Annotated in this window: 17 protein-coding genes; 10 read left to right on the plus strand and 7 right to left on the minus strand. The window is 52.6% G+C overall.

What is annotated here, in order from left to right:
* Positions 1-259: 259 nt before the first annotated feature.
* Positions 260-2,572: a site-2 protease family protein gene (locus tag CA13_RS06395; RefSeq protein ID WP_146395117.1), complete on the plus strand. Its 2,313-nt coding sequence runs from the start codon at positions 260-262 to the stop codon at positions 2,570-2,572.
* 178 nt (positions 2,573-2,750) lie between these two features.
* On the opposite strand, the gene CA13_RS06400 is transcribed toward CA13_RS06395, so the two are convergent.
* Together CA13_RS06400 and CA13_RS06405 are read right to left on the minus strand one after the other, a co-directional pair.
* Positions 2,751-3,170 carry a cytidine deaminase gene (locus CA13_RS06400; RefSeq protein ID WP_146395118.1) on the minus strand — a complete coding sequence of 140 codons (420 nt, stop codon included), beginning with the start codon at positions 3,168-3,170 and terminating at the stop codon, positions 2,751-2,753.
* A gap of 68 nt (positions 3,171-3,238) precedes the next feature.
* Positions 3,239-4,543, minus strand: a complete 1,305-nt coding sequence (locus CA13_RS06405; protein ID WP_146395119.1) for a thymidine phosphorylase — start codon at positions 4,541-4,543, stop codon at positions 3,239-3,241.
* A 161-nt stretch (positions 4,544-4,704) separates the two neighbouring features.
* Here CA13_RS06405 and CA13_RS06410 point away from each other — a divergent pair, with 161 nt between their 5' ends.
* The gene (locus CA13_RS06410; protein ID WP_146395120.1) at positions 4,705-6,054 is read left to right on the plus strand and encodes a S1C family serine protease; all 1,350 of its coding nucleotides are present in this window, start codon (positions 4,705-4,707) and stop codon (positions 6,052-6,054) included.
* 8 nt (positions 6,055-6,062) lie between these two features.
* On the opposite strand, the gene CA13_RS06415 is transcribed toward CA13_RS06410, so the two are convergent.
* Together CA13_RS06415 and CA13_RS34745 are read right to left on the minus strand one after the other, a co-directional pair.
* Positions 6,063-7,100 carry a transglutaminase-like domain-containing protein gene (locus tag CA13_RS06415; protein WP_146395121.1) on the minus strand — a complete coding sequence of 346 codons (1,038 nt, stop codon included), beginning with the start codon at positions 7,098-7,100 and terminating at the stop codon, positions 6,063-6,065.
* A 142-nt stretch (positions 7,101-7,242) separates the two neighbouring features.
* Positions 7,243-7,977: a hypothetical protein gene (locus CA13_RS34745; protein ID WP_419194006.1), complete on the minus strand. Its 735-nt coding sequence runs from the start codon at positions 7,975-7,977 to the stop codon at positions 7,243-7,245.
* A gap of 221 nt (positions 7,978-8,198) precedes the next feature.
* On the opposite strand from CA13_RS34745, the gene CA13_RS06425 reads away from it, so the two are divergent.
* The 3 genes from CA13_RS06425 to CA13_RS06435 all read left to right on the plus strand — a co-directional run bounded on the left by CA13_RS06425 (position 8,199) and on the right by CA13_RS06435 (position 11,192).
* On the plus strand, positions 8,199-9,161 hold the full coding sequence (locus CA13_RS06425; RefSeq protein ID WP_419194007.1) for an alpha/beta hydrolase: 963 nt from the start codon (positions 8,199-8,201) through the stop codon (positions 9,159-9,161).
* A gap of 5 nt (positions 9,162-9,166) precedes the next feature.
* Positions 9,167-10,069, plus strand: a complete 903-nt coding sequence (locus CA13_RS06430; RefSeq protein ID WP_146395124.1) for an aminotransferase class IV — start codon at positions 9,167-9,169, stop codon at positions 10,067-10,069.
* Positions 10,070-10,427: 358 nt separating this feature from the next.
* On the plus strand, positions 10,428-11,192 hold the full coding sequence (locus CA13_RS06435) for a carbonic anhydrase (protein ID WP_146395125.1): 765 nt from the start codon (positions 10,428-10,430) through the stop codon (positions 11,190-11,192).
* A gap of 101 nt (positions 11,193-11,293) precedes the next feature.
* On the opposite strand, the gene CA13_RS06440 is transcribed toward CA13_RS06435, so the two are convergent.
* Positions 11,294-12,373 carry a mannose-1-phosphate guanylyltransferase gene (locus tag CA13_RS06440; RefSeq protein WP_146395126.1) on the minus strand — a complete coding sequence of 360 codons (1,080 nt, stop codon included), beginning with the start codon at positions 12,371-12,373 and terminating at the stop codon, positions 11,294-11,296.
* 69 nt (positions 12,374-12,442) lie between these two features.
* On the opposite strand from CA13_RS06440, the gene CA13_RS06445 reads away from it, so the two are divergent.
* Positions 12,443-13,579: an FAD-dependent oxidoreductase gene (locus CA13_RS06445; RefSeq protein WP_146395127.1), complete on the plus strand. Its 1,137-nt coding sequence runs from the start codon at positions 12,443-12,445 to the stop codon at positions 13,577-13,579.
* A gap of 165 nt (positions 13,580-13,744) precedes the next feature.
* Here the strand turns inward: CA13_RS06445 and CA13_RS06450 are convergent, their stop codons facing one another.
* Positions 13,745-16,231 carry a serine/threonine protein kinase gene (locus CA13_RS06450; RefSeq protein WP_146395128.1) on the minus strand — a complete coding sequence of 829 codons (2,487 nt, stop codon included), beginning with the start codon at positions 16,229-16,231 and terminating at the stop codon, positions 13,745-13,747.
* Entirely contained in the window at positions 16,231-16,854 is a 624-nt protein-coding gene (locus CA13_RS06455) for an ECF-type sigma factor (protein WP_146395129.1), read from the minus strand. The genes CA13_RS06450 and CA13_RS06455 overlap by 1 nt, the downstream gene beginning before the upstream one ends.
* A 304-nt stretch (positions 16,855-17,158) precedes the next feature.
* On the opposite strand from CA13_RS06455, the gene CA13_RS06460 reads away from it, so the two are divergent.
* The 4 genes from CA13_RS06460 to CA13_RS06475 all read left to right on the plus strand — a co-directional run bounded on the left by CA13_RS06460 (position 17,159) and on the right by CA13_RS06475 (position 21,529).
* On the plus strand, positions 17,159-17,965 hold the full coding sequence (locus CA13_RS06460) for a hypothetical protein (protein WP_146395130.1): 807 nt from the start codon (positions 17,159-17,161) through the stop codon (positions 17,963-17,965).
* A 38-nt stretch (positions 17,966-18,003) separates the two neighbouring features.
* The gene (locus CA13_RS06465; protein ID WP_146395131.1) at positions 18,004-18,594 is read left to right on the plus strand and encodes a hypothetical protein; all 591 of its coding nucleotides are present in this window, start codon (positions 18,004-18,006) and stop codon (positions 18,592-18,594) included.
* Positions 18,595-18,770: 176 nt separating this feature from the next.
* On the plus strand, positions 18,771-20,888 hold the full coding sequence (locus tag CA13_RS06470) for a serine/threonine-protein kinase (protein WP_419194008.1): 2,118 nt from the start codon (positions 18,771-18,773) through the stop codon (positions 20,886-20,888).
* Positions 20,885-21,529 carry a hypothetical protein gene (locus CA13_RS06475; RefSeq protein WP_146395133.1) on the plus strand — a complete coding sequence of 215 codons (645 nt, stop codon included), beginning with the start codon at positions 20,885-20,887 and terminating at the stop codon, positions 21,527-21,529. Before CA13_RS06470 ends, CA13_RS06475 begins: the two co-directional genes overlap by 4 nt.
* Positions 21,530-21,606 lie beyond the last annotated feature (77 nt).

The following is a 21,606-nucleotide window of genomic DNA, read 5'->3' on the forward strand; positions in this document are numbered from 1 at the left end:
TTATCAGGGAACCGACCTTCCCCCGCGCGAACCCGTGGTCAATATTCCGCTCCGATGCCGACTCGAACATTTAGCGAATTGCAGCGTTTGGTTTTAGAATTGGCCGCAAAACCTTTACCCGATAAATCGAAGCGTTGGCAAAACGTAGGCTCGATTCCTACTTTGACACGCGAAATAGATTGCCCACTGGATCCTTAGAGCATTGTTAGCTCACGAAAATTTGTTAGCTCACGAAAATATTGAGTCCTAGTTTGTAGCAATGGTTCCTTCACCACCTTCATCTCCGCTGATCATTCTTGACTCGGACGTCCGATTCGTTACTCGCGATATCGGCGGACGGACCACTTACGTTGCGCATCACCAGGCTACCGGAAAATTCTTTCAGTTTGGGCCACAAGAGTATCGCATTGCAACGTTGCTCGATGGCATTCACTCCATTACCGATATCCAACAAGCTCTGGCTACCGATGGCATCGACTGGTCAGGCGAAGATGTCGCAAAGTTCATCGCCCAATTGGTACGATCGCAATTAGCATTGGTCAAAGGAGAGCTCCCCGCTCCTCTCGCTTCGCAATCGACAGCACCAAGTGTAACACCGCCAATCCAAACATCATCATCGTCGCGACAAGGCACATCGTCGAAACAAGACATCCCCGCTGAGCCAAAGCCAACGCCGCAAATTCTAGAAGCATCTCCACCGACACCTCCGCCAGAGACATCAACGCCGCCCACGCCTTCGTCCCCCCATTCACCGTCAACTTCCCCGGCTCCACACGCAAGCGGGCTGACGAGGCTCATTTCCTTTTTGCCACTGCTGATTTGCCAGCGCATTCCTCTGTTTCGTGGTGATCGCTTCGCAACCCGACTCGAAAAACACTTTGGGCGATCATTTTCGCCAATGGGAATGGTGCTCTGGGGCGTATTGGTAGCCAGTGGCTTGATGCTGGTTTATGGTCATTGGCACGCGTTCATGGCCGAGATCCGTCAATTGTTTGATCCACAATTATGGCCAATCATGACGGTCATTTGGATTTTTTCGAAAGCCATTCACGAATCAGGACACGCAACCTGTGCCAAGCATCATGGAGTAAAGGTTGGCGGAATTGGAATCACGTTCTTCTTTCTCGCTCCGCTTGCGTACGTCGATGTAACAGATGCATGGCGTTTGAAGAGCCGATTCAAACGCGTCCAAATCGCACTGGGGGGCGTCTATTGGGAATTGGCTATCGCATCAATCGCTGCCTGGGCTTGGTGGTTTATGCCCGATGGATACATGAAGCATTTATCGGCACAAATCTTTTTGATCTCTGGGCCAGCGACCTTGCTTGTGAACGCCAACCCGTTACTGCGACTCGACGGCTACTACGTTTTATCGGACTTAACAGACATCCCCAACCTACGAATGCACGGGCGTCGCGATCTTGGTAGTTACCTCGAACGAGTCTTCTTTGGAATCCCGCAATCCAGGTCCTTGCTGAGCGGATGGCGGTCGCGGTTCGCCATGATTCACGCGGCGTGCAGTATCGTATTCCAGTTCTTTTGGATGGGTGGACTGATCATTGGTGTAGCGTATTGGGCACAAGGACTAGGAATGTTATTAGCGGTCGCCGCGGCAGTGATGTGGTTCGCGTTGCCAACGGTCCGATGGCTGTACCGAGTATGGACGTATGCACCATCGGAATACTTGGGGCTTAATCATTATCGACGTCGCCTGCTTTTGCATGCCAGCTTTTTGATTGTCTTGCTTCAACACTTGGGAACTTACAGCTCGCCACTCGATCGACGCGTGCCCGTCGTGGTACGATTCCAAGACGAACAAATCGCTCGCTCACCAAGCGATGCGTTCGTTCAAAGCGTTTTCGTGGAACGCGGCCAGTATGTCGAAAGGGGAACGGTACTGATGCAATTAACAGCACCAGAAACAGTGGTTCGCCGCGACAAAAAGTTGGACGACTTCGAGTTGGCAACCATGATGGCGGTTCAAATGCGTCGCCAAGGGGAATTATCCAAAGCAGCCTCGCACGCTGAGAACGCCGAGTCACTCCATCGTCAACTCGATGAACTCGATGAACAAATTTCTCAACTAACCGTGGTCGCATCACGCAAAGGGTATGTCGAGGGCAGGCAAATAGCGACATTGCCAGGCCGATTCGTCTCGCAAGGCTTTGAACTTTTGCGAGTTTGCGACCCACGGGAGAAAGAACTATTAACGGTGATTCCTGAGGACGACGTTGATGCCTATCAGGAAGCCATCGCATCGAAGGCAGTGGCTCGCGTTCGATTGCGTGGAGGAAAGAGGATCAGCACGCAACCAGCTGCGCTTCGTCCGCGTGCATTCCAAACTCTAGTTCATCCAGCATTCGCCGCGACCTCGGGCGGGCCATTGGCGGTGGAACCATTGCCAAACGATACCAATCATGTTCGCTTGGTCCAGCCCCACTTGGAGAGCATCACACCACTCGATCCGATCACCAGTGCGGAAGTGCGATCAGGCCAACTCGGCACAATGACGATTCACGACAACCGACCTCTTCTATCGCGCTGGATCGAGTCAATCAAAAATGGCGGATAGAGATAGAAAGAACCACTGTCCAGAAATTCAACAACGTTAGCTTAATGCTCGGCGTCGAGATGTCAACAAACAAACGATCACTCGGCCCACGCGGTGTCTCGTCACATGAAACCGGCTGCCTCAAAACCAACTCCGTTGTTATCAATCCGTCGATAGCGTGTTCCCAAGCAGCCTCTTGCTAAGACGTATGGCCTGGCAAATGGGAAGCGTCAAAGGCTTCGGGCAGAAGTTGGTCGAGCCGGTGAATGCGGTAAGCGCCATCGATCACATCGGTCGTGACGACCGCCAAGTCAAAGCCAAATTCCGACAAAAATTGGCGACACGCTCCGCAAGGCGTTACACCGCCAAGACTAGCAATGGCAATCGCTCGCCAACTCCGATAACCAGAAGAGATTGCAGTAGAAACGGCGACACGTTCGGCGCACAAACACATCGAATAACTGGCGTTCTCGACATTACATCCAACAACAATTTCGCCGTCATCCATTAACAACGCAGCGCCAACATAGAAATGACTGTGGGGCGCGTATGCCTGATCTCGCACAAGCGTTGCAGCTTGATTGAGTCGTTCAATTTCTTTCGCCGTCAATTCCACCATCGCATTCCTCGATTAGATCTTAGACAAGGGGCTTCGGTAACAATGAGCCCTGAAGCAATCTGCAAATTTTAACACGCGTTTTTCGTTTCGTCTTGCCCAAGCCGCTGTAATACGATCGGCCTTGCCGATGTCAACGATTCAGTCAGACGAACCACGCCACGCAATCGTTGAACAAATTCCGACCGTATCGGCGATGGGCAATGGAGCGTCAAAAGAGGCTGGTCGACCGTTACATGGTCACCGATTCGAACATGGATTTTCGCCCCCACGCTCGGGTCAATTCGGTCGTCTGAGCGTTTCCGCCCGCCTCCCATTTCGACGATTGCTTCGCCGATTGATTGGCAATCGATCAGGTCAACCCAGCCCTCGGTTTTGGCGCAGAGGGTTTCCGATGGCGCGAGCGAAAGCGGTTCGCCGATCGACCCTCCTTGCATGTGGACCATCTGGATAAATCGCTCATATCCCGCCCCGCTATCGAGTTGGCGATTCAAGTTGCGTCTTGCCTCGTCGTGATTTTTCGCTTTGTCAACGGCAACCAATAAATCGGCGCACAACTGGATTGTCAACTCACGGACCTCTGGCGGGCCGTTGCCTTGAAGCACCTCGATCGATTCGTTCACTTCGATTGCATTCCCGATCGCTTGACCGAGTGGTTGGTCCATATCCGAAAGGATTGCAGTGGTGGGAAGATTCGAATGACAGCCAACGTCAATAATCGAACTGGCAAGCAAGTTCGCCCGAGCAAGCGTTTTCATGAACGCACCGGAACCGACTTTCACATCCATCACGAGAGCATCGAGACGAGCTGCCAACTTTTTACTGAGGATACTGGCCGTGATCAGCGGAATCGATTCCACCGTTCCGGTCACATCCCGAAGAGCATACAATCGGCGATCTGCCGGAGCAATCCGCTCACTCGCGCCAATGATAAACGCGCCCACTTTGCGAAGAACACGACTCGACTCGTCAAGCGACAATTGCGTTTGAAATCCTTCGATCGCTTCGAGTTTGTCAAGCGTTCCGCCCGTTAACCCAAGCCCACGACCGCTGACCATCGGCACATCCACATCCAATGAGGCAAGCAACGGAGCCAAGATGAGCGAAACTTTGTCGCCAAGCCCGCCGGTGCTATGCTTGTCGACTCGCGGTCGATCGGTGACTCGCGGCAACCGTTCGCCCGAGTCGACCATCGCCGAAGTAAGCGTACGAATTTCTCGCGAATTCATGTCGCGAATACAAATCGCCATGGCAAGGGCCGACATTTGATAATCGGCAACCTTTCCCTCGCAAAAACCTTCGATCAGAAACCGGATTTCGCGGTCGCTCAGCGCTTCTCCGTCACGTTTTTTCGCCAGCAGAGCCGCAGGTAACATCAAATTAACGCCAAAAAGGGTCAAAGTCCGCCAGCCCGTTTTTGCTGGACTGAACAAAAAACATGTCTACACGTTATATTAGCGGAAAGCGAGCTCCGCTTGCCGCGTACAAGACTCGAAAATTCACGAATAAAATCATATCGCCTCTTTAAGAATTCCTAATGAATAATTTGTTGCCGCTTGCGCGTCTTTTTCGAACATTCGTAGCGATCGCCATTGCAGTTACCTTGTCACTCTCGTTCGCTTCCGCGGATGTACCGGACGCAGCTCCCTCGAAAGCGGAGACCATCGAAGAGGAAGTGACCGCTGCGATCCAAGCGGGGCCACGTGCGTTGTCACGAGCGTTCCGTACTGCGGCTCGCCGTGCAACCCCTTCGGTCGTTACGGTCTTCTCTTATGGCCAAAATATCGATCAGCCCAAAGCGGAAGAAGACGGAGAAACAGACCCGAATCAACCAGGCCCTGCGCCACCGCCAAGTGATAACCTTGACGGCAATTCGATTCCGCTAACCGGTTTGGGGTCAGGGGTCATCATCGACCCCACCGGGTTGATCATCACAAACAATCACGTGATCAACGGTGCGAAGAAGGTCGTTGTGCAGTTGTCCGACGAAACCGAAATCGAAGCAACCCAGGTTCACGGGGATCCCGATAGTGACATCGCGATCGTTCGAGTCGAACGTGAAGAACAATTCAAGGCCGCCGACATCGGCAATTCGGATCAACTCGAAATTGGCGACTGGGTATTGGCGATTGGCAGTCCGTTTCGACTCGAGGCAACCGTCAGCGCGGGAATCATTAGTGCCAAAAACCGTACCCTGCAACGGATTCGCCGCGGACGCCTGCTGCAAACCGATGCTGCGATCAACCCAGGCAATTCGGGCGGCCCATTGATCGATTTGGATGGAAAAGCGATCGCAATCAGCACGGCCATCGCGACGCGTAATGGTGGTTATCAAGGGATCGGATTTGCCATTCCGATCAATCAAGCCAAATGGATCGCCGACGAGCTAGACAAACACGGCAAAGTCCGCCGAGCCGCGATAGGGATTCGCTTAGCAGAGTTAAATCCAAAGAATGCCAAGAAACTCAATCTGCCGGTTGGGCTAGGCGTGTTGGTCTATCAAGTGATTGACGGCTCCGCAGCCGATCGGGCGGGACTAAAGCCGTTGGATGTGATCTTGGAATTCGCATCCGAACGAGTCCGAAAACCAAGTTCGTTGCAAGAAGTGGTCGAACGAAAACCTGTCGGATCGATGCAAGACGTGAAAATCTATCGAGCCGGCAAAGAAATGGTATTGAGTGTCGAATTGGCAACACTCGAAGATCCAACACTCGGCGGCGAAGAGCCCAAACAGGACAAGCCCAAAGAAGATCAGGCCAAAGAAGATCAGGCCAAAGAAGATCAGCCCAAAGAAGATCAGGCCGACGTTGAATCATCAGCCGACACCCAAAGCCCGCAGGATGACGACCAACCGATCGACGAAGAAAACCCTGCGGAAATCAAGTAATTCGCAAACTACGCGTCGACCCGTTCTCGAATGAATTCGGGACGCGGGTTGCTCTTGCCGGTGCGTTCGCACTTAAAGAACTCGGCGACGTAGCGAACCGGCGTTCGCTTTTCGGGAACTCTGAATCGATCCCCTTTTTGCAGCACCGGACGATACTCTTCCATGCCTCCGAATTGGCGTGTACCGGCGGCTTGACATGGGAACCAGTAACCTTTGCCATCCCCGTCTTCCAAATAGAACTCAGGGTAACAGTGACCTGGAACCCAAACCATTCTGGCGGGAACTTTTGCATTACGGCAAAGCGCTACAAACAGACTCGTCATCTCTTCGCAATCGCCTTTCCCGTCGCGCAGTGCAACCGACGCATTCTTGAGTGACCCTTCGACATATTCAACGTTTTCGCGAACGTAGTCGTATATCTGTTCCACACGCTGCCAATCACTCTCGGCTTCCATGGCGGCCAATTCCCTTGAAGCCGAGCGGATGATGGAATTACTGGCGTCAATGTTCGGACTGTTGCCAAAGTAGATACGCAGGCTGCGATCAGGCCGCCGCGGAATCACGAAGTCATCGGTTTTCTGAGGCGGCAAAGTTCGCGAACGTTCGATTTGAAACGTAAAAGAGGTTTCCGTCCTTACGCCCGCTGGAACTCGCGCCATGCGTAGCTGAATTTGCTTCACACCGCTTGCCAAATCTCTCGAATCCCAACCAACGACCAAAGGATCGATCACTTGATTAACGCACGATATTTTTTGCTCGGGCCAATTCTGCGGAATGGGGAATGTGGCGTACACATCGCGGCAAGTCACCGGAGGATCAAGGACGAGACCGATCCGCCACTGCTGAGTCTGAGGCGAATCGTAAACGATGCGTGATGATGGGGCAGGCTGGCCGGTCGATTCGCTTTCAACATTGGCTGCTTGCTCATCAAACAATCCAATTTCATCAGCCCAACAACGAAGATTGGGTTGAAAAACGGACGAGGCTGCAACCGTCATGAATGTCGACTGTATCAGTTGCCGTCGCGAGAATGCGGATCGTGTCATAGTCATCAAAGAATTGTCGCGGTTTTGGTCGAGAGAATAGAACCGAAACGGCCGAAGTAATGCTCGGATTTCACCCCCGCACTACTCCGACCGTCGCTCACAAGTTTCAATTATAGACAAGCGGGTTGCTGTTCAAGCTTAATTACTGAACCGGCACGGCACCAGGCGGAAGCGGATCAGCACTAAGAATGCGATCACCACGAGCGTCAAAGTTGTCACTAATCGATGACCCGCTGCCACTAACTTGTCCTTCGTAGACAGGGCTACCATAAACTTGTCCACCGATTCCATTGCCGATGATTTCACCGTTGATCGGAAGCACGCTTTCACCAATGACGGTTTCGCCCATGATCATACCGCTGTGATAAGGATCCTCGACCATCGGGCCGTAGCCATTCATGACCGATCCGCCACATTGGCACGGGCTCATGGCACCACCACAACCACAACTCGACGATTCATAATTTTCGTATCCGCTATAGCAACCTCCGCCACATCCGTTTCCACACACGTTGCCGCAAGGTGGGCAACATTCCGGTTGCGATCCACAGGCTGGGGCACCATAGCTAGGTACGGCGTACACCGGAGCAGTGCGACGGTTGAACAAACCACAACGAGGTTGTGGAGCAACACGGACCAAAGGTGCAACCGGCGCCTGCATCACAGGTGCCGCTGGGGCTACCGGTGCCGCTGGGGCATAGGGAGCGTAAGGAGCCGGTTGAGCCGCAAGCGGTGCTTGCATATAGGGAACACTTGGCCGCGTGCAGAGACCACACTTGGCACCGCGTCCAAACCAAAATTGACGCAAGTTGCCGCAACCGGTGCTGACAACCAGCAACGACGCACACGCCACAAACGACATAATACGAGTATTCATTTTCTTTACCTTGACTTGCATAGTGAGCTTATTCGGTGTTCTCAAATCGAGAACCAGTAAAAACTAGGTCGTAATCCATGATGTGCAAACGCAACATCGTTTTTTTTCTGCAACAATTCGTTGTATAGATGCCACCCCCTCGTATTGCTGCTAATTCCTCACCACTGATGACTCACTCACGCATTACTATCCGCCACGTTATTGCCGTCATTGCGTTGGCAATGACTACGACATCCCTGTTTGCCGAGGGAGTATGTCTCGATACGTCGATCGAGGCACATGATTGTGCCATCGAAACGACGCTCAACGATCGCCTATGGTTAATCAACACACGTTCGATTCCCACTTGTGCGTGTCGTGTCAACCTTGACGATCCTGACCTTAAAGTCAGCCGGCTCGGATGCAACGGATCGACTTGCCAGTCAACAAAAGAAGAGTACCTATCGGAACTTGGTTCGGATCGCCCCGTTGTCGTTTATGTTCATGGCTATCGCTTTAAGCACTGCGAGGCAATCGAGCGTGGGTTGTTCGTCTATCAAAAAACGTTGCGTCGCCGCGCAGGCTGCGGCCCCATCGATTGGGTAATCTGGAGTTGGCCGAGTGATTGTGATAGCTTTATCACGAAGGATGTTCGCGAAAAAGCGAAGTTCGCTGATGCGCAAGCGCTATATTTATCGTGGTTGATTCGTGAACAACTTCGTCGATCGGTGGCAACCAAATTGATCGGCTACAGTCTCGGGGGACGTGTCATTACCGGTTCGCTTCACGCACTGGCGGGCGGTCGACTCGGCGGACGGACGTTGCCCGGAGAAACGATTCAACATGCAGGCGTCGATGTGGGCTTAGTTGCGCCGGCTATCGAGGAAGATTGGTTGGCTGCGGGCCAGTATCATGGTAAAGCAATCAGCAACATGGAAAATTTCACGGTATTGTTCAATCAACGCGATGCGGTCCTTAAACGTTATTGGCTACTCGACAAAGTTCGTGGCGCGGTAGCGCTCGGCCTCGGTCGCATGCAATCGATTGTGCCAACCGTGGATAACCAAGCCATTCAATTACGAGCACTTGATTTTTCTCGCGCGATCGGTATCACACACGACGAACTCGACTATTACCAAAGCCGGTTTGACGCGGGAAAAGAAATGGCCCGGTTGATATCCGATGTCCAAATGGTCTCGCGGTAAGAATCATGGCGAAACCTAAAACGAAACGCCAACCTGCAAACGCGCCATCTCGATTGGCAGACTCAACTGCCTACTTCTGCGGCCAATGGATCAAACGAGCAGAGATTGGATTGTCGGTGGATGACATCGGGTTTCTGCAAGGTGTCACCGCAGTGGAACGAATGCGAACCTACAGCAGAAACGTTTTCGAACTGCCACTACATTTAAAACGATTCTGCCACACAGCCTGTCATCTAGGCATCGATTCGCTACCCGACGAAGCACGATTCACCGAATTGGTTTCGGAACTCCTGACTCGTAACGCGGTAATGGTACAAGAACAAGGCGATGTAGGAATCACACTGTTTGCCACACCCGGCCGAGCAGGATCACCATCACCCACAATTAGCCTGCATCTCAATTCGCTCGATTTTGAACTCATTGATCGTCGTATGCGCGAAGGCCAACCGCTAATCATAACGGACGTGACACAACAACCGGATCAGACTTGGCCACGCTCACTGAAAGTTCGCTCGCGATTGCACTACTACTTGGCAGACCAATTCGCGAGTCGGTTTGCCACCGATGCTGCGGGAGTGTTAGTGGACCAAGACGGCACAATCACCGAAACGAGCCTAGCAAACCTTGCGATTGTGGAAGCGGGTGAAATCATCTCGCCATTAGCCGAACAGGTGCTCGCAGGGGTTACACAGCAAGTCATCGAAATGATCGCGATCAAACAATCCATCCCGTGGCGGAAAGAACGGATCGATGTCGAGCGGTTTCACTCGGCTCACGAAGTGCTTTGCATGGGAACGACAACCGGCATATGGTTCGCTTCGCAAATCAACGACGGCGAAGCAAGAACGCCAGGACGCGTTTATGAGCGACTACGAGACCGCTTCGCCAACGATTCGCCAGACGTCTAGCTTGTGCCCTACCGGCCCCCTGCATGCCCCACGGATTAGTCGATTAGTGCTACTTTCGCAGAAAATTTTACCGATAATTTGCTACCAACACTCGGATTCTACCTACCCCTACAACTCTCTAACAATTCCGCGAAAGAGTGAATAGGAATTTACCATCCACCGGCACGCAATAGCGTCCGGTTGCTTTCCATTAACCGCTTGCTATCGAACCGCGGATGGTTGTCGGCATTCCTAGTTTCGACACCATCAACAAACCACCAAGACGCCTTTGCCAACCAAAAGGGCCTAGCTAAAATTACAGTCTGGCGGGCCGAGCGTTCAGTTACCCGTATCAACCCTCATCCAAGTACCAATACCGATGAACAATCAAGTCGATAAGGATGCGTCTGCGTCCTCGAAGAAGTCTTCTTCCCGGCACGTGATCATTTTCGGAATCACGCTTTTTTCAATTTGTGTCTCGCCCGGCTTTTGTGCCCATGCAATTGAACCGAGCTCGATCGAAGGACCGGCACCGGAATTGGTCAGTTCATCGGTATCAGCATCGGAAGCACTCGATCTATTGATCGACGGTAACGAGCGGTTTGCCGTCGAAAAGCCGATGCACGGTCACGAAAGCTGCTCACGTCGCAACTCGCTGTTGAAAGGCCAGCACCCTTTCGCAGTCATCGTCGGCTGTGCCGATTCGCGGGTACCACCCGAGTTGATTTTCGACCAAGGGTTTGGTGACCTATTTGTCATTCGCAATGCTGGAAATCTCATTGCAACGGATGTCGCTGCAAGTATTGAATATGCCGTCACACACCTCGACACTCAATTGGTCGTCGTGATGGGACACGAAGGCTGTGGGGCGATTACGGCTGCATTGGCGTCGAGCGAAGCTCGTTCGCATGAACCGATGGAATTGCAAGCGGTCCTAAAGATGATTGAAGTTTCGCTATCTGATCACGAGCATCCAGCGGATCCCACACAGTATGTTGCAGCAGCGGTCAAAGCGAATGTCATTTCAGCCGTTAAACAACTTCGTTTCATGGCCATTGAACATGGCGATCCGGCGCTGAAAAAAGCGAAGATTGTCGGAGCCATCTACAACATGCACAGCGGCAAAGTCGAGTTCATGGAATAGCATTTCCGCAGTGTGGCAAATCCCATTGCCACTAAACCGTGATTCGATTCCTAAAGTGTTGCAAGATTGGACGCACCGGAAGCACGCATTCTGTCCCCCCACTACAACAATTCGTTCAAGCCGCGATCTTGTAGTGCTTTGACAACCTCACGCACACGTTCTTCGGCGTCCTTGGGCGCAACCAAGGTTGCGTCGGCAGTTTGCACGACGATCATGTCATCCAAGTCGATCGTCACGATCGTGTGACCTTCACTGGCATGCACGATGCAATCTTTGGAATCAATATTGACGTGCGTCCCTACCACCGCGTTGCCCAAGGCATCCGGTTCGTGCAATCGGGAAAGTGCCTGCCAACTGCCGACATCGTCCCATGGAAAATCGGCTTCGATAACGACGACGTTCTTGTAGGTTTCCATCACGGCATAATCGATCGATTTTCCCTTGATCGCCGCAAACTCGCGTTCGAGAGTTTCTGCATAGTCCGCTTCACCGATCCTTGCGGCGATCGCTTCGATATGTTTGTAGATCTCAGGTGCGTTTTTCTGCAAGGCGTCCAGAATCGTTGACGCTTTCCACAAAAAAATTCCGGCGTTCCAATAGAACGAACCGCTTGCGACGTAGGCCTCCGCGGTTGCCCGATCTGGCTTCTCGCGGAACTGTTTGACCTTGTAAATGTTAGCGTCACCCCCCGATCCGATGGGCTCGCCGCGTTCGATGTAACCGAACGATTCGGCTGGATATTCGGGTGGAATGCCAAAGGTCACAATTCGCGTGGGGTCCTCTTTGATTAGTTTTTCACCGATGGCAAGCGCGTTTTGAAACGCTTCGTGGGATGCAATAACGTGATCCGACGGCATCACAGCCATGATCCCGTCACTATCTTGGTGGTTTACTAACGCTGCGGCCAATCCAACACAAGGCGCTGTATCACGTTTGCAAGGTTCCCCTACAATATTCTGTTTAGGTAACGCGGGCAGTTGCTCGGCAATCGCGTCGACCAATACCTTATTGGTCACAATCATTTGCCGTGATGGTGGCACAAGGTCGCCGAGACGATCGATCGTCGATTGGATCATCGATCGCTTACCGTGTAACGTAAGCAGCTGCTTGGGGCGAAGCGTTCGGCTCGCCGGCCAAAACCGCGTGCCACTGCCGCCAGCCATAATGACTGCATGAAGCATAAGAATCGCTTTGAGGTAAAGGAAAGAAATAGGGAAACTCGTGATTGGCAATAAGGCAAAGGGTATCGGATGAATCAGGCTGAGAAAAGAGACGGAACGATCGTGCTATTGGGCGTGGGCCACACAAACGCGGAAATTGTTCATCTATGGTGCAAGTCGCCGATCCCAAATTTTCGGTTGGTGTGCGTTTCTCGGTTCGCTTTTTCGACTTATTCAGGCATGTTGCCAGGAACATTAGCCGATCAATTCAAACCGCAACAAATGCAAATCGATCTGCCGGCACTCACCAACGCCGCAGGTGCGGAATTGATCCTCGGCGAAGTCAAGGCAATGGACGACGAGACTCAGACGCTTCACTTTGCCGATGGATCGTCGCTCGCATTCGACATTTTGTCTGTCGGCGTCGGATCGATGCCAGCCGGGGTGGACACGCTTAACGGCAAGACGGTCGTTCCAATCAAGCCGATGCAAACCTTTTTGCAGCGGTTGGACCAACGAATCAATGAGACCACATCCAAAAAACCGACACGGATCAAGATCATCGGTGGCGGAGTCGCGGGAATTGAGATTGCACTCTGTTTGGCCACTCGCTGTGAAAAACGATTTCCCGAACGCTCCACAACAATCGAAGTCTTAACCGGCTCAGAGGAAATCGCCAATGGCATGTCAAAAAAGGCCATCTCACGATTACGGCAACTGCTTCAGCGACGGAACATCGAAGTGCGTACCTCGGTTCGCGCCGTTGACATCAGCGACACTTCGATACATACAAAAGACCAACAATCGATTCCCGCAGACGTGGTGATCCTTGCGACCGGAGCGGTCGGGCCGGCCGTGCTTAGTCACTTGGGATTGCCGACCGACAAACGAGGCTTCTTAGCGACACGCCGATCGCTACAGACGACTAAGTCGGATTTGCCGATCTTTGCAGTCGGGGACTGTGGCACGGTGATCAACGAACCATCCCCCAAAGCGGGCGTCTACGCCGTTCGACAAGCACCGATTCTTTGGGGCAACTTGAACCATTTGACTCGCGGCGAAAAACTTGAAGACTTCCGTCCGCAATCGGATTTCTTAAAAATCGTGAACACCGGCGATGGCAAAGCGTTGCTGCAGTACAAGGGTTGGGTATTCCACTCGCGATGGTGCTGGTGGCTGAAGTGCCAAATCGATTCTCGCTTCATGCGTAAGTACCAACAAACGTGACACCTCGTTACCTGCCGATACGGTTGGGCCCCTCTTTGACAAGAGTTCGCATAGCGAAAAACGCAGTCGAATTGTTCTCTATCACGCGGCGCAAGCGTCATTTAAAGCAACAGATCGAATGAATCAAAGGACGCCTCCTGCAACGACTGGGCGAAGCGTTGTGAACTAGTCCTCCGTCCCGTGTTGCTTCCACCATGCTGCGGCATCTTCGGCCGACCAAGGGTAACCACCGCGGATCGCGTCAATGGCTTTGGCTAATTCATTGATATCTTTGTAGCGGTCGTCAGCATCTTTTTCCATGCAACGGTAAACCAGATCCCGGATCGGTTCGGGCACTTCTTCACCACGATGAATTCCAATGCCAATTGGTTGCTCGCTGATGATCAGCGCAAACAATGACTCGGGATCGCATTCGGAATAGGGCGGACGACCGGCAAGCAAGTAATAGGCGACGCAGCCAATCGAGTAGATATCCGAGCGTGGATCCATGATCGAGGGCGAGCGAAAACGTTCTGGCGCCATGTACATCGGCGTACCAGCCCAAACGACTTCGCTGGTTTGATAAGTGCTATTGTCGGGACTAAGCGGCTTGGCCAAACCGTAGTCGAAAACAACGGCCCAATCACCGACCGACGCATCAAGTGACAACATAATGTTTTGCGGTTTGATGTCGCGATGAACCAAATCGAGGTGATGAGCTTCTTTGAGCGCCTCGCAGACTTGACGCAGCATAAAAAGCACTCGACCGATGGGCTGGAACCCACTGCGGGCAACGACTTCATGCAACGTCAACCCGGGCAAATATTCCATCACGCAATAGGCTTCCCCCTCCTCACTGCGTCCGTAATCATAAATCATCACGCTATGCGGATTGCTCAACGAAGCGGCCAATTTTGCTTCGCGGTCGAAGCGTAACCTGTCTTCTTTGTTGTTCCGCTCGTCATGCAACAGTTTCAATGCGGTATCGCGACCGAGTTGCCGATGTTTCGCTCGATAAACCACACCCATGCCACCATGTCCGAGTTCCGAAACAATTTCGTAACGACTTAGAGGATGTGCGGCCGCTTGATCCATTAACGATCGACGCGCCAACCGACTAGCAGCGACAAACGCAGTCACCGTCAATAGGCTTCCCAACAGCAAGAAGCTCGACCAAACGATTCTTGCGGGAGCAAAAGCCGCTCCGACTCCCTTTTCGACCACCACAGCGAATTGCCATTTTGGATTCCATCGCCAACCGCCGACCACTTGTTCGCCAGCATAGTTGTTGTACGGATCAAGTTGCACGGTGGATTCCATCAATGTGGCCGAAGCGACCGATTCGGTCAGCGGCAGCGCCCGACGCTGGACGCCGTCAATCGAATCGCGGCTGAGCCGAATCCCCGGATCAGTAACGCGAAGCCGATCCGCAATCTGCTTCGGCTCGACATCCAACTTCCCTGCATTGGACAATGCCACCGCGTGGGGACTACCGCTAATCATCATCCCGTCGGAGTTGACTGCATACGCATCAAGAGAATTGCTGATCGATGCATCATGCAAAATTTGGTCGAATTGTCTAAACAGATTGATTCCGCTAACTAACAGGGCGGCTACCGCTTCACCGTCGTCGCCTTTGACCGGAACAATGCAAGCCATCACAGGAGCGTCTGTTTTTGAGACGTAGCCTTTAATCGTATCGGTCAAACGCGATGGGCCAAAAATGACCGTTTCCCCACGCAAGGCACGAGCAACGTCCGAGGCACCGGCCGGGGCAACGGGATGGCCAATGTCCGCTCGGTCATCGAGAAAGCTGGCGATCGTGGTGAAGGAATGGTTCCAAACGATAAAGCTGACCGAATCAACTCCGGACAAATTCTGCAATTCCTCCTTGATCCGATCCGATTGCGGAGCGTTCTTGAGTTCGTCAATCGATGGCTTCGTATCGGCAAACTCAACCAACTCGGCGATTGAATCACGGATGTGAGATTGCCGCGACCATGACTCGACCAATTGGGCTTTATCATCCATAAACCGATCGGCGGCTAAGTTGACACTATCGGCCACCCCGGTCAATTCGTTTCGTAACGCACTGCGAACACTTTCGGCTACGCTGCGGTAGGTCCACCATCCGACCAATGCGGTGGGCAACACAGCGGCGACCCAGAGCCAGCCCGAATTGATCCGTCGAGCTCGGCGGGACTTTTTGGCAAATAGCAAATGGCTCGGCGAACTTCGATCTTGCGAAAGCCATGACTCAATGTCACGAGGCGATGCATGAGTCCGTTCCGCCCCACGCTGGGTAATCTCCGACGACGAGACCTGTTTCTTTTGACGCCCTGCTGGTTCGGCACCGGAATCGTCCACGACACTCGACTCATCGCCACGCTGGGTATCGCTTGCCGACCGCGCCATCGTCGAAGAAGCGTCGATCGCTTGGCCCGCTATGGATGGAGTCGACCCCATGCCGAGCGGTGTTGGAAGCGGCATCACCATTTCACCTTCGATCTTGGCCGATTCGGGATCGTGTTCTCCCAAAAGTGAGAGGACTTCTCGGACGAGCCCGTCATCGCCATCGGCTTCGGACCGAACGAACGCGACTTGCTTGTCCCGCGGCATTTCGTCGGCCGCGAGAAACAGATCGCGGATACGCGAATACCGGTCAGCATCCATCAATCGGACCCAGGATCGCGAGCGTCGGTAGCGTTAATTTTGGCCTCTTCCGAGTCTCCATCGACCCCGTCTTCGCGGCGCATCTCACGCCGCATCCAAGCGCGGGCCATCGCCCAATCCTTTTCAATCGTTCGCAAACCGAGATTCATTTCCGCAGAAATTTCTCGCATCGTCATGCCACCAAAGAAACGCAACTCCACGATCCGAGCTTGCCGAGAGTTCAATTTCGCAAGCGTGTTCAACAGATCATCGAGCGCCACGACATCGTCATCTTTGCTGAGTTCAAACGTCACATCGTCGGTGAGCATGCGACGATCCCAACCGCCACCGCGTTTTTGTGAACGGACCTTTCGGGCGTGGTCGACCAATATCCGACGCATCACCGTCGCGCCGATCGCAAAGAAATGGGTTTTGCCTTGCCAATTGATCCGCGACTGATCAATCATCCGCATGTAGGCTTGATGAACCAGCGACGAAGAACTAAGCCGCTCACGCATCGGCTCGTGCTGAAGGAAACGCCCAGCAAGACGTCGCAAATCATCATACATCAACGTGAACAAACGATCCGTATCGTCCACATGTCCGCTGACACTCTTTTCGACGAGGTCGTTGAGGATGCTCATATCTTTTTAAACGTGGTTGCTGACGCTTTTTCCTGAGGCTTTGATAACTCGGCTAATCCAATTCCCTAAGTTCCTATTATAGCTCGCCATACGAGTTTCGCTATTGAGCCCCCAATCCGCTGAAAATCAATCAATCAGGTAGCAAGGATAACGGGATTGGATGGAAATGCGATAGCAGAGCGGTCAAGTCAGCTTTTTTCAACAAATTTGGCAAGAATCCCTAAAAGACAGCGAATAGGTGGATGTGAGGCACGAAAAAGTGCCACAAACAATTCATCAGCCAAAACGTTTAGGAGATTCCTCCATGTTCAAGAAACTCATTCTAGCAGGCGGAGCCGCTGCCCTATTGTCATCCGTCGCCGTCGGCACTCCCCTATTCAGCTACGCTCGGTGTGGCATGAACTGGCTCACTTCCTCAGCCTCGGACTCGATGCCCCTCGAATGGGAACTCAAACGAGCCCGGCAAATGATCGCGGACTTGAAGCCCGAAATCGAAATCAATGCTCGCCGAATCGCCCAAGAGAAGGTCGAAGTCGCTCGCTTGGAAACTCAACGGAACGAGTCCGAGCAACGATTGGTAAAAACCCAATCCGACATCAAGCGTTTGAGCAGTGACCTCAAAGACGACAACACTGTCTACACGTATGCTGGACGCACCTACACGTCCGCGCAAGTCAAGAGTGATCTAAGCAACCGCTTCAAGCGGTTCAAAACTCGCAAGCAAACGGCCGACAAACTGAGCCAAATGCTGAGCGCTCGCAAGTCGACACTTAGTGCGGCGCATGAGCGAATGGACGCGATGCTAAATGCCAAGCAACAACTCGAAGTCGAAGTTGAAAATCTGCAAGCTCGACTCGGAGCCTTGCGAGTCGCCCAAACCAGTAGTAGCTTGGCTCTAGACGACAGCCAATTGTCCCAGACTCGTCAATTGCTCGACGACATCGCAACACGCATCGACGTTGCCGAAGAAACAATGAATGTCGATGTTGAATATTTCGGTGAGATTGACTTGGACGAACCCACGGACGAAAACTTGCTTGACGAAATCACTTCGTACTTCAACCAAAACGACAACCCATCGGGCTCGCTTGTCGCAATTCAACTCGATTGATCGGTTTGGTTCACTAGACACTTGAAAAGGCTGATTCTGTGTCAGGACAGGAAAACCGAAATGCTTCAAAGCCTCCTGCGAATCGCTGGAGGCTTTGGGTCGATGGTTGCGGAGGCTTTCTGGTTCTCACTGGGGACCGATGGACAGTCGGCGGAGCGATGGTTGCAGACAAGAACGATATTGCAGTTGGCGCCGATTTGCCGCGAACTGCCGGAACCATTCTCCGCAACGATGACGATTACTTTTGGGAGAACAATGAAGCAAACACGGCGAACGCAAAACCGGCAATGATTCAAAGTGGAACGGCTTTACCAATACCAGGTTCGGCCCGATTGAACCTTCACAAGTCGAGCCCTTTGAGCGGTTCGGCCGTCCTGACGCTCGATCCGCCACATCGTTTTGCCGACCATATTGACGCCGTGATTTTGGCAGACCAAACCATTTTGGTGGGGCCAACTCCGGAATGCAATGTGCGAGGGACGATGCTAGGAGGAAACATCGTGATGACCCGCCGAGGAAATCGATGGTATGGGAAAGTGATTGGCACGCAAGATTTGAAAGAATGTCCAATCGGAGAACGGGTGGAAATAGGAAATGTCGCTCTTACATGGGAAACCGTGACACAGTAGACCAATGTCGCTCAGCACAACGTGAAAGCGCATTCACGAGCCCGCTTTCGCAGAACGATTGAAATAAAAAAACGCGCCCCGGTGTTGGCTGATCGGTGCCTAGAAAACGATGAGTTCCGATAAATTCGGAACCAACAAAAAAAATTGAAAGTTTTTCGATGAGGAAAGGCCGATTCATGACTGCACTTCTCGGTAAACTAAAGAGGGAAAAACCCACTAAAAAATCATCCGTTGCAAGCGGTTTTTTCGACAAAGACGCTGGCGATTGCGGATTAGAGGTAACTCAAGCTTACGAACCGTCGAATTATTCCAAATCCATGTCGTTTACTTACCCGCCCGGATCGACCCCTTTGCCGCGATACACGATACGTCGTGGGATCGGGATTGGCGGATTTGGTGAGGTCTATTTTGCGATCAGCGCAGCTGGCAAAGAAGTCGCATTGAAGCGTATCCAGCGGAATTTGGAAGTGGAACTGCGAGGCGTCTCGCATTGCTTGAATTTGAAACATCCCAATCTCGTCGCCCTCTTTGACATCTGTCACGACGAATCGGATCAAGCTTGGGTGGTGATGGAATATGTTGCCGGTAAGAACCTGCGACAAGTGCTTGACGAATTGCCCAACGGATTGAACGAATCGGAAGCACGGCGTTGGTTTTCGGCAATCGCCAAGGGCGTCCATCATTTGCATGGCGCCGGATTAGTCCACCGCGATTTGAAACCAGGCAACGTATTCGACGATCTGGGAATCGTGAAAGTCGGTGATTACGGGCTCAGCAAATTCATTTCGTCATCACACCGTGGCGGACATACTGAAAGTGTTGGCACGTTCCATTACATGGCACCAGAGATCGGGCGAGGCGAGTATGGTCGCGAGATCGACATCTATGCACTCGGCATCATGTTGTTCGAATTGCTGACCGGGAACGTTCCGTTTGATGGTGAAAGCTGCCACGAAATCATCGTCAAACACATGACGGCCAAACCTGATCTATCACAGATCGGCGAACCCTATCGGTCGGTCATCGCCAAAAGCTTGGAGAAGGACCCCGCGAAACGATTCGCAACGGTCACCGAGATGACGAACGCTTTGTCAATGAATGTAGATGGCCACGCGGCAACTCACGCCGCTACTCATCCGATCGTTGCCAAGCTTGCGGAAACCTCACCGATGGAAGTCCATCCGCTACCCGAAGCTCAATCCCCAAAGCCTCCGCTTTCTGCTCACAAAGATTGCTCTCCTGAACCTTTTGCCCGAGCAGTGCGGGCGAGTTTCTCCGATCTAGAACGATGGTGGCGATCCCTTGACCGATCGCCAGGCGCAAAAGCGTTTTTGTTCCTGACCGGTTTTTTCGTTTTGTTCATCAACACGCATTGGCTGCTGCCATTATTGACCGTGATTGGGATTGTGTATGTCCCCTACTACGTCGTGCGTCAAATGGTGCTGCATGTCAGTCAACAACCCAGTTATGCCAAGGCACAAGCTTCTGCGAACCAACTTGCCGCTCTCCATGGTCCGTCGCCACGTCCGATGACCAAGGCCCAGTGGCGTGAACACATGCGAAACGATTTACGAGCCAAACATACGCTTCACCGTGCTGCGGAACTCAATACGTCGTGGATCACAGCTACGGCGATCACAATGGGATTGGCTCTTTGTGCGGGCGTGATAGGACTTCGCAGTGGCCCTGTCGATTCGTTTGCGATTGCACCCTATGGAGCAATGGCGTTGGTGGTTCTAGTTGCGTCCTTGACGATACTAGGGTTTGGCAAACTGTGGGAAAGAGACGAGGGTGAAAGTTTGCCACGCCGTATCGTCTTGGCCGGCGTCGGCGCAGGCGTTGGGATCGTGGCCTATTCAGCCTATCAATTCTTGATGCTGCCGCTCGACGTTGGCTTAGGACGCGAGATCGATTCCACGACATTGCCACAAGCGTTGTACTGGGACAATGAAATTCCGAAAGCGTCCGCAATGATGGTTCACTTCGCTTTGCTCTTTTCGGCACTGCGTTGGTGGAAAGCGGTCGACCCGCTCCGTCGTAACCGATTGAGCATATGGAGTGTCGTTGTCGCAGTCGCGGCCGAATGGGCTGTTCACCAAGTGTTGCCGATTCCACAGCCCGCTGGGATCTTGACTGCGGGTGCAATTGCCATTGCGATACAGATGTCGGCCCCATGGGTGAATCCACGGCTCTGGTCGAAATCAAAAACCGAACCCGCGCCATCGCGAAACCCGATTGTTCCAACGCCCTATCCCGCGAACGAATCGGTCGCTAATCGAGGAGGTGTAGCATGAACATTGGTTTGCGATCCGCCCTTTTTTGTTTAGTTGCGTCAATCATAAATCTGCCCGCACCCACCGCAGTAGCAGAAGAGGAGTCAAACACGAAGGCGGAAGCCGAATTATTGGAAGAAAGCAAATCCGTAGAGCTTTCCGTTGCTCCGCTGGACCAAATCATCTTTCCATCGGATCGTCCGCAATGGCTCGACAATGTACCGCAACTTGACGATTCGGTGCACAATTGGGTAGTCGTATCGTCACCTTCGGATACCTTCGAAGCTAGCGAACAAAACCTTCGTTTGATGCAGCGAGCAGCGGTGCTAACTTACATTCAACGATTAGTTAATGCAGGACGCAACTTTGATTTTTTCACCATCACGAACGAGTGGATCGACGAAAAGCTGGTCCGCAAATCGTACCATGGCGAGGTGACACAGGGCGATACGGTACTGTTCGAACATGCTACCGAACTTGAGTTTGATGAGCCAACGCGACAGGAAATCCATCGTGCATGGAAGCAAGTCCAAATCAGCGACCGGTTAGGCATAATGGGGCTCACGGTCGGTGGTGGATTTTGCCTGTTGGTACTTGCCAGTGCCGTCACAGGCATGCTGAGCCGCCGAGTGAAAACAAAACACAAAGTTGCGACATCGTAACTGGCAACTGCGCCAATCTAAATGGCAACTGCGCCAGTGTTTTAGGATCCGGGGTGAAGAACCGGCGTGTTGTGATT

It is taken from the genome of Novipirellula herctigrandis, assembly GCA_007859835.1.
GTDB lineage: Bacteria > Planctomycetota > Planctomycetia > Pirellulales > Pirellulaceae > Novipirellula_A > Novipirellula_A herctigrandis.

Bases quoted from the DNA above. Each gene is read 5' to 3' on its own strand.
- CA13_RS06415 (WP_146395121.1), bottom strand. From the start codon at position 7,100: ATGACACGATCCGCATTCTCGCGACGGCAACTGATACAGTCGACATTC.
- CA13_RS06400 (WP_146395118.1), bottom strand. From the start codon at position 3,170: ATGGTGGAATTGACGGCGAAAGAAATTGAACGACTCAATCAAGCTGCA.
- CA13_RS06435 (WP_146395125.1), top strand. From the start codon at position 10,428: ATGAACAATCAAGTCGATAAGGATGCGTCTGCGTCCTCGAAGAAGTCT.
- CA13_RS06430 (WP_146395124.1), top strand. From the start codon at position 9,167: ATGGCGAAACCTAAAACGAAACGCCAACCTGCAAACGCGCCATCTCGA.
- CA13_RS06445 (WP_146395127.1), top strand. From the start codon at position 12,443: ATGAATCAGGCTGAGAAAAGAGACGGAACGATCGTGCTATTGGGCGTG.
- CA13_RS06405 (WP_146395119.1), bottom strand. From the start codon at position 4,543: ATGTTACCTGCGGCTCTGCTGGCGAAAAAACGTGACGGAGAAGCGCTG.
- CA13_RS06425 (WP_419194007.1), top strand. From the start codon at position 8,199: ATGACTACGACATCCCTGTTTGCCGAGGGAGTATGTCTCGATACGTCG.
- CA13_RS34745 (WP_419194006.1), bottom strand. From the start codon at position 7,977: ATGAATACTCGTATTATGTCGTTTGTGGCGTGTGCGTCGTTGCTGGTT.
- CA13_RS06460 (WP_146395130.1), top strand. From the start codon at position 17,159: ATGTTCAAGAAACTCATTCTAGCAGGCGGAGCCGCTGCCCTATTGTCA.
- CA13_RS06410 (WP_146395120.1), top strand. From the start codon at position 4,705: ATGAATAATTTGTTGCCGCTTGCGCGTCTTTTTCGAACATTCGTAGCG.
- CA13_RS06470 (WP_419194008.1), top strand. From the start codon at position 18,771: ATGACTGCACTTCTCGGTAAACTAAAGAGGGAAAAACCCACTAAAAAA.
- CA13_RS06450 (WP_146395128.1), bottom strand. From the start codon at position 16,231: ATGGATGCTGACCGGTATTCGCGTATCCGCGATCTGTTTCTCGCGGCC.
- CA13_RS06475 (WP_146395133.1), top strand. From the start codon at position 20,885: ATGAACATTGGTTTGCGATCCGCCCTTTTTTGTTTAGTTGCGTCAATC.
- CA13_RS06455 (WP_146395129.1), bottom strand. From the start codon at position 16,854: ATGAGCATCCTCAACGACCTCGTCGAAAAGAGTGTCAGCGGACATGTG.
- CA13_RS06440 (WP_146395126.1), bottom strand. From the start codon at position 12,373: ATGCTTCATGCAGTCATTATGGCTGGCGGCAGTGGCACGCGGTTTTGG.
- CA13_RS06395 (WP_146395117.1), top strand. From the start codon at position 260: ATGGTTCCTTCACCACCTTCATCTCCGCTGATCATTCTTGACTCGGAC.